Origin of the sequence: uncultured Bacteroides sp. (assembly GCF_910586915.1) — a bacterium.
Taxonomy (GTDB): Bacteria; Bacteroidota; Bacteroidia; order Bacteroidales; family Bacteroidaceae; genus Bacteroides.
Map to the genome: position 1 here is coordinate 1 of NZ_CAJULN010000073.1, position 7,262 is coordinate 7,262.

Genomic DNA, 7,262 nt, shown 5'->3' on the forward strand with positions numbered 1-7,262 from the left:
GAAGTCGAATTGCCGAATACAACTAAATTTCTTGCCTTCTTAATCTGTTGCGGAGTGATGCCGTTTGCTTCGTTGTAGGCCAACTGTTTTTCACGTCGTCGATTGGTCTCGTCAATGGTCAGTTTCATGCTGTCTGTTATTTTGTCAGCGTACATGATAACTTTTCCGTTTACATTACGTGCGGCACGTCCCGCAGTTTGTGTCAGAGAGCGATGCGAACGGAGGAATCCTTCTTTATCCGCGTCAAGAATAGCCACAAGGGAAACTTCGGGAAGATCTAATCCCTCACGGAGCAGATTTACGCCGATTAGTACATCGTAAATTCCTTGTCGGAGGTCATCCATGATTTTGATGCGTTCGAGCGTATCGACATCACTATGGATATAGTTACATCTTACATTATTATTAAGGAGGTATTCCGCCAACTCTTCCGCCATTCGTTTAGTCAGCGTAGTGACAAGCACGCGTTCTTCCTGCTCGATTCGTAGTTGAATTTCTTCCATCAGGTCGTCAATTTGATTAAGGCTTGGACGGACTTCAATAATCGGGTCCAATAGTCCGGTAGGACGGATGACTTGTTCCACCACAATACCTTCCGACTGAATTAACTCATAATCGGCTGGTGTGGCGCTGACGTAGACCACTTGTTTTGCCATCTCTTGAAACTCCTCAAATTTCAGCGGGCGGTTATCCATTGCGGCAGGCAGGCGGAAGCCGTATTCTACAAGGTTGATTTTACGTGCACGGTCTCCGCCATACATCGCGCGGATTTGTGGGATACTGACATGACTTTCATCAATGACAATCAGGAAATCTTCCGGGAAAAAGTCGAGTAGGCAGTAGGAGCGCGTACCGGCAGCACGACCGTCAAAATAACGGGAGTAATTTTCAATGCCGGAACAATGGCCGAGTTCACGAATCATTTCCATATCGTAGGTGACCCGTTCATAAAGCCGTTTGGCTTCATATTCTTTGCCGATAGACTCGAAGAAAGCCACTTGTTTCGTCAAATCATCTTCTATTTCGTGAATGGCGCGGAGAGTAGCCTCCTTAGTAGTCATAAACAGATTTGCCGGATAAATTTTATATACTTCGAATGGTGCGATAGTGATTCCCGTAACAGGGTCTACTTCTTCTATGCCATCAATCTCATCTCCCCAGAAAATAACGCGAAGAAGATTGTCCGTGTAAGCTAAGTAGATATCTACCGTATCACCTTTTACGCGGAAGTTGCTGCGATTGAGGTCTATATCGTTACGTACATACAAACTGTCTACCAGGCGACGGAGAAATACGTTGCGGTCCATCATGCGTCCTCGTTCTATTTCAATCACATTTTTGTAAAAGTCCGAAGGATTTCCCATGCCGTAGATGCAGGAAACGGAGGAGACCACCACCACATCCTTTCGTCCGGAGAGCAAGGCGGAAGTAGCGGCAAGACGTAGTTTGTCGATTTCGTCGTTGATGACCAAATCCTTTTCTATGTAGGTATCGCTGCTTGGGAGATAGGCTTCCGGCTGATAATAGTCATAATAAGAAACATAATATTCAACTGCATTATTGGGAAAGAAACCTTTAAACTCGCTGTATAACTGTGCCGCCAATGTCTTGTTGTGGCTCAGAATCAATGTCGGTTTGTTGATATTGGCAATAACATTGGCGATGGTAAATGTTTTTCCCGAACCGGTGACCCCTAATAGAGTCTGTGCGGGAACTCCCTGAAGTATCCCTTCAGTCAGTTGTGCAATAGCTTCCGGCTGGTCTCCGGTAGGTTTGTAAGCTGATGTTAGTTCAAAATTCATAGTTCATCCTAAAAGTGGAGCAATATTCGGCAAAATAATCGAGATTACAAATCATTTTTCCAAATAAATCCTTTACTTTGCAACATATTAATATCAGAAAACAGATTCATACAACTAATAATACCGGAAACACATGATTTGGAATGAGAGCATTGAGTGCATGGAACGCGAGAGCCTTCGCAAGATTCAAAGCATCCGACTCAAGAAAATTGTAGATTACGTTTATCACAACACCCCCTTCTATCGGAAGAAGATGCAGGAAATGGGAATTACTCCCGACGATATCAATAGTATTGATGATATTGTAAAACTGCCGTTTACCACGAAGCATGATTTGAGAGACAATTATCCGTTCGGACTTTGTGCCGTACCGATGAGTCAGATTGTTCGTATTCATGGCTCTTCCGGTACTACCGGAAAACCGACAGTCGTAGGATATACCCGTAAAGATTTGTCCTCATGGACGGAATGTATATCCCGTGCTTTTACTGCATACGGGGCAAGTCGTTCGGATATATTCCAGGTGTCGTATGGCTACGGGCTTTTTACCGGTGGATTGGGGGCACACGCCGGAGCCGAAAATATTGGCGCTTCCGTTATCCCGATGTCCAGTGGTAACACAGAAAAACAGATTACTTTGATGCATGATTTCGGTTCTACAGTGCTTTGCTGTACGCCTTCTTATGCACTTTATTTGGCGGATGCCATTAAGGATTCCGGCCTGCCGCGCGAAGAATTCAAATTGAAAGTCGGTGTTTTCGGTGCAGAACCCTGGACGGAAAATATGCGTCATGAGATTGAAGAAAAACTCGGTGTCAAGGCTTATGATATTTATGGTCTGAGTGAAATTGCCGGTCCGGGGGTAGGGTATGAGTGTGAATATCAGCATGGTACTCATTTGAATGAAGACCATTATTTCCCAGAGATTATAGACCCGAATACATTACAACCCGTAGAGCCGGGAAAAACAGGTGAATTGGTGTTTACCCACTTGACGAAAGAAGGTATGCCATTGCTTCGCTACCGTACGCGCGACCTTACTGCTTTGCATTATGACGTATGTTCCTGTGGTCGTACACTGGTGCGTATGGATCGCATTTTGGGACGTAGTGACGATATGTTGATTATCCGCGGGGTGAATGTATTCCCGACACAAATAGAATCCGTAATTCTTGAAATGCCTGAATTTGAGCCGCATTACTTGCTGATAGTCGGTCGTGAGAACAATACCGATACGATGGAACTACAGGTGGAGGTACGCCCGGATTTCTATTCCGACGAGATTAACAAAATGTTGGCCTTGAAGAAGAAACTGGCAGGGCGTCTGCAAAGTGTGCTCGGGTTGGGAGTCAATGTGAAATTGGTAGAGCCGCGTAGCATTGAACGCAGCGTAGGCAAGGCAAAACGGGTGATTGATAACAGAAAAATTTAAATGATTCCTGTTATCTTCCTTTGTCTGTCTTATGGCGTGCTGTAGCTTTATAATCAGCTTGTTACAGTAGCTATATATGCTGGACGCAGGACATATGGATGGTAGGCGTTGGACATATATGCGGTGGACATTGGATATATATGCGCTGTAAATCCCCCATATAGATGGGAAAAATAGTGGATAATCATTAAAAAAATAATACCTGAACTTACAATATAATACTTTATAATTATGGTAGCAAAACAACTTTCTATCTTTTTGGAAAATAAGTCGGGTCGTCTGACGGAAGTGACTGAAGTATTGGCGAAAGAAAACATTAATCTTTCCGCCTTATGCATTGCGGAAAATGCAGATTTCGGCATTTTGCGTGGAATCGTATCCGAGCCCGATAAAGCATATAAGGCTTTGAAGGATAATCATTTTGCCGTGAATGTGACCGATGTGGTCGGCATTAGCTGTCCGAATATACCGGGTGCTTTGGCAAAAGTACTGGAATTTCTGTCTGCCGAAGGAGTATTTATCGAATATATGTATTCGTTTGCCAATAACAATATTGCAAATGTGGTAATTCGCCCCAGCAATTTAGATAAATGTATCGAAGTGCTGAAAGAAAAAAGGGTCGATTTGTTGGCGGCGAGCGATTTGTATAAACTTTAGTCGGTGGCGGGATATTGAATTGACAAAATAGTGTTTAACGCCTTTTATGTATTAAAAAACATAGATTAATTGCTAAATTCCCGACGAATAAGTAACTTTGCGCATTATTTTAAATAGGATGAAGAAAAATATCATTATAAGTTTGCTTGCGGCAGCTTCTCTTACTTCATGTGGAGAGTATAATAAATTGCTGAAAAGCACTAATTACGAATACAAGTACGAAGCCGCCAAAAACTATTTTGCGAAAGGGCAGTATAACCGTTCGGCTACTCTGTTGAATGAGTTAATCACGATTCTTAAAGGAACCGACAAGGCGGAAGAGTCTTTGTATATGTTGGGAATGAGCTACTATAATCAGAAAGATTATCAGACGGCTGCCCAGACGTTTATCACCTATTTCAATACCTATCCGCGTGGTACTTTTACCGAATTGGCACGTTTCCATACAGGTAAGGCGTTATTTTTGGATACACCGGAGCCGCGTTTGGATCAGTCAAGTACTTATCAGGCTATCCAGCAGTTGCAGATGTTCATGGAATATTTCCCTGACAGCCCGAAGAAGCAGGAAGCACAGGATATGATTTTCGCTTTACAGGATAAGTTGGTGCTGAAAGAACTTTATTCGGCCAGACTGTATTATGATTTGGGTAATTATAGGGGCAATAATTATGAGTCTTGTGTCATTACAGCTCAAAATGCGCTGAAAGATTATCCTTATACCGATTATCGTGAAGAACTTTCCATCTTGATTTTGCGCGCAAGACACGAAATGGCTATTTATAGTGTAGAAGACAAGAAGATGGATCGTTATCGCGAGACTATTGATGAATATTATGCTTTTAAGAATGAATTTCCCGAAAGTAAATATTTGAAAGAGGCGGAAAAGATATTCAACGAATCAAAGAAAGTAATTAAAGACTAAATTTAAATAGATTTATGGACTACAAAAAAACGAATGCTCCTACTACAACGGTAACCCGTGACATGATGGAACTCTGTTCTGATACAGGGAATGTGTATGAAACTGTTGCCATTATCGGTAAACGTGCTAATCAGATCAGTGTTGAAATCAAAAACGATCTTTCTAAGAAATTGGCAGAGTTTGCTTCATACAATGACAATTTGGAAGAAGTGTTTGAAAATAGAGAGCAAATCGAGATTTCTCGTTACTATGAGAAATTGCCGAAGCCGGATTTGATTGCTACGCAAGAATACATCGAAGGAAAAGTATATTATAGAAATCCTGCTAAGGAAAAAGAAAAACTTCAGTAATTTATTTGCTGACAAAAGAATGGATAGTCAAGTAGTAAGTGGGATATTAAATCCTTGCTCCTTATTGCTTGGCTATTATTGTTTAACTCAACTACTTTAGAATACTTATGATTCAACGGATTCAAACAGTTTATTTATTGATGGTGGCAGGATTGCTGATTACGGCAATGTGTTTGCCGATGGGCTTTTTTACGGATACAATGGGAGAGCACCCTTTTAAGGCTTTGGGAGTGGTTGTCAATGACACTCTTCAGTCTACATGGGGATTGTTTGGAATTTTAATGCTCAGTACGTTGGTAGCTGTTGCTACTGTTTTCTTATTTAAGAACCGTATGTTGCAGATTCGTATGACAATTTTCAATAGCCTGCTACTGATAGGTTATTATATCGCTTTTATTGCTTTTTATTTTGCGTTGAAAAACGATGCGAATATGTTCCGTATGGGTTGGGCGTTGTGTCTGCCGCTTATCTCTATTATCTTGAATGTATTGGCTATTCGTTCCATCGGGCGGGATGAGGTAATGGTAAAAGCTGCAGATAGATTGCGATAAGTTTCTGCGATTTGTGTAATTTAGCACAGTGGTCAATAGCTCACAAAAAGAAGGCGCGTCGTGTATTACGACACACCTTCTTTTTGTTTTATAAAGTCTGATTTATTTTTTCAAATCGAACAAATAAGAGAGTTTTACGGTAATTGTACTGTGTGCGGCGCGTGCAAAATAATCCTTTTTCGTTGTGCTATAAAAATCGGACAGTGCAAAGTAGTAGCGTCCTTCTACGATGAAGCTCCCTGCTTTTTTCGTTCTGAGTTCCACACCACCGCCGCCGGCAATGCCATAATCGAATTTATTCTGAATCTTGACACCATATAGCGCTTTTTGGGTGTTTGACAAGTTGTTCATATCTATACCTTCTATCGTTTCTGATTCACTTATCAGAAAGCCGATTTGAGGACCTGCGTGAATAAAGAATTGCAATCCTCTGTCTCGTCCGAAGGCAAGATGGGCAAGGAAGGGAATGTCAACATATGTCATTTTACGAGTATAAGTTCTGCTGGGATCTTTGGTAGTTACTTCATACCCGTTTTCGTTCTGCGACACAATTTCAAACAGTTGGTCCCATCCTCTTTGTGAGACATTCAATTCCACCTGTGCGCCGCAAATCATTGCAAAATACTTTTCAGAAATGTAGCGTGCAGTCAATCCTCCCGTAATTCCCATCAAACTGTTCTGCTTGACGGTGGGAGTGAAAGATGCACTATTCAGGTTAACGCCACCGTTAATGCCTACGGATAAATTGTTTCGTGCTTCGCCTACTTGGGCGGCAGCAGGAAGGAAAAAAAACGTAAGCAGAAGGGCTGCAATCAAAAATGATTTTATCATTGTCATTTTCCTATTATTCAAAGTCCAGTTTTACTAATTCAAAATTCTTAGTGAAACGTATGAAAAATACTTTCTTGTTGATAAATCCGCCCCAGTTGTTCACGCGCTGGAATTTGAATCCGGTCTGTATGGGAGTCAGGTTCATTTTTAGCAGGTTGTTTTCGAGTTCCGAACCGTAGCGAGATAATCCTTTCAGGAAAAAGAAGCCGGTGTCGAACCCGAGCATGGCATAGTTGGGACATCCGCTTACTAAGTCTTTACTGTACCACCTGTGATAATTGTTGGTAAATTGTACGGCAGCCGGAAACAGGTTGTTCGTATAGAACGATGAATAGAAATATGTATCCAGCTCGAAGAAGCTCTCCAAATGGTCATTGGTATAAGTTTGCCATTCCGGATAGCCGAACAGGTGGATGTTTTGTTCGGGAGTATCTCTGACAAGTAAAGTCAACTGCGGGAGTGCTTTGATAAGCAATACTTTACTGCTTGAAGTTGGGATAAAGACATTATCCTTTCCACTGCGAAGTGCTGCCTTCAAAGTCTCTTTCGTTACGCTTTCGCTTACCGTTTGCATGGAGATTCCTTTATTTTTCAATTCCTGTTTCAGTCCGTTGATAAACTCGGCTTTCTCTTTGTCGGCTATTGCCGATTCGACAAAGATGACGTGGACATTGGGGAACTGGCGGGTGAAATGCTCATAAACTTCCGAGTATAAGT

Annotated in this window: 7 protein-coding genes and 1 pseudogene; 5 read left to right on the plus strand and 3 right to left on the minus strand. The window is 41.9% G+C overall.

From position 1 onward, the window contains the following. On the minus strand, window positions 1–1,802 hold a 1,802-nt coding region (gene uvrB / locus QZ331_RS14110), incomplete at its 3' end, for an excinuclease ABC subunit UvrB (RefSeq protein ID WP_294631350.1). Between the two features lie 133 nt (window positions 1,803–1,935). Here uvrB and QZ331_RS14115 point away from each other — a divergent pair. The 5 genes from QZ331_RS14115 (at window position 1,936) to QZ331_RS14135 (ending at window position 5,714) form a co-directional block, all read left to right on the plus strand. Next, window positions 1,936–3,234, plus strand: coding sequence for a phenylacetate--CoA ligase (locus QZ331_RS14115; RefSeq protein ID WP_294631352.1), 1,299 nt, complete (start codon window positions 1,936–1,938; stop codon window positions 3,232–3,234). Between the two features lie 231 nt (window positions 3,235–3,465). After that, on the plus strand, window positions 3,466–3,891 hold the full coding sequence (locus QZ331_RS14120; protein ID WP_294631354.1) for an amino acid-binding protein: 426 nt from the start codon (window positions 3,466–3,468) through the stop codon (window positions 3,889–3,891). 118 nt (window positions 3,892–4,009) lie between these two features. Continuing rightward, window positions 4,010–4,813: an outer membrane protein assembly factor BamD gene (gene bamD / locus QZ331_RS14125; protein ID WP_294631356.1), complete on the plus strand. Its 804-nt coding sequence runs from the start codon at window positions 4,010–4,012 to the stop codon at window positions 4,811–4,813. 14 nt (window positions 4,814–4,827) lie between these two features. Continuing rightward, the gene (locus QZ331_RS14130) at window positions 4,828–5,163 is read left to right on the plus strand and encodes a DNA-directed RNA polymerase subunit omega (RefSeq protein ID WP_294631358.1); all 336 of its coding nucleotides are present in this window, start codon (window positions 4,828–4,830) and stop codon (window positions 5,161–5,163) included. A 107-nt stretch (window positions 5,164–5,270) separates the two neighbouring features. Beyond that, a complete protein-coding gene (locus QZ331_RS14135; protein ID WP_294631360.1) occupies window positions 5,271–5,714 on the plus strand; it encodes a DUF4293 domain-containing protein in 444 nt (147 codons plus the stop codon). A gap of 102 nt (window positions 5,715–5,816) precedes the next feature. Here the strand turns inward: QZ331_RS14135 and QZ331_RS14140 are convergent, their stop codons facing one another. Both QZ331_RS14140 and QZ331_RS14145 read right to left on the minus strand, forming a co-directional pair. Next, window positions 5,817–6,551: a porin family protein gene (locus QZ331_RS14140; protein ID WP_294631362.1), complete on the minus strand. Its 735-nt coding sequence runs from the start codon at window positions 6,549–6,551 to the stop codon at window positions 5,817–5,819. 7 nt (window positions 6,552–6,558) lie between these two features. Beyond that, a pseudogene (locus QZ331_RS14145) lies at window positions 6,559–7,262 on the minus strand (peptidase M23); the annotation flags it as partial.